A 485-nucleotide genomic window follows, 5' to 3' on the forward strand; every position below is an offset into this window, starting at 1 on the left:
CTTAATAAGATATTTGGTGCCGTTCCCGAGCAGATCGCATCCGATGATGGCGATGCCGAACCTGTCGGAATCGGGTCAACCGTTACAACAACAGTAAAAGGTGTCCCCGGACAGCCATTGGCTGTTGGAGTAACTGTATAAGTTACCGTTCCCGTTGCCGTTGTAGTAGCTGTTAACGTTTGGGCAATAGTAGCTCCGCTTCCATTAGAAGCTCCACTTACATCGGTTGCCGCAACAGTCCAATCAAAAGTAGTTCCTGAAACAGGGCCGCTTAATACAATATTTGGAGCAGATCCCGAACAAACTGTAGCAGCTGGTGGCGTTGCCGAACCGGTTGGAATAGGATTAACCGTTACAACCACAGTAAATGGAGCTCCTGAACAGCCGTTGGCTTTCGGAGTTACCGTATAAGTTGCCGATCCAACCGAAGTCCCAGTTGTAGTTAATGTTTGAGCAATGGCTGAACCGCTTGCGTTGGAAGCTCC

General features: G+C 49.1%; 1 protein-coding gene. It reads right to left on the minus strand.

All coding sequences use genetic code 11. The annotated features are described in order from the left end of the window. A partial coding sequence (locus LZZ90_RS13990; RefSeq protein ID WP_305039223.1) for a PKD-like domain-containing protein occupies window positions 1-485 on the minus strand: 485 nt, incomplete at both ends.

The sequence above is a fragment of the Flavobacterium sp. SM15 genome, assembly GCF_022012335.1.
Classification (GTDB): domain Bacteria; phylum Bacteroidota; class Bacteroidia; order Flavobacteriales; family Flavobacteriaceae; genus Flavobacterium.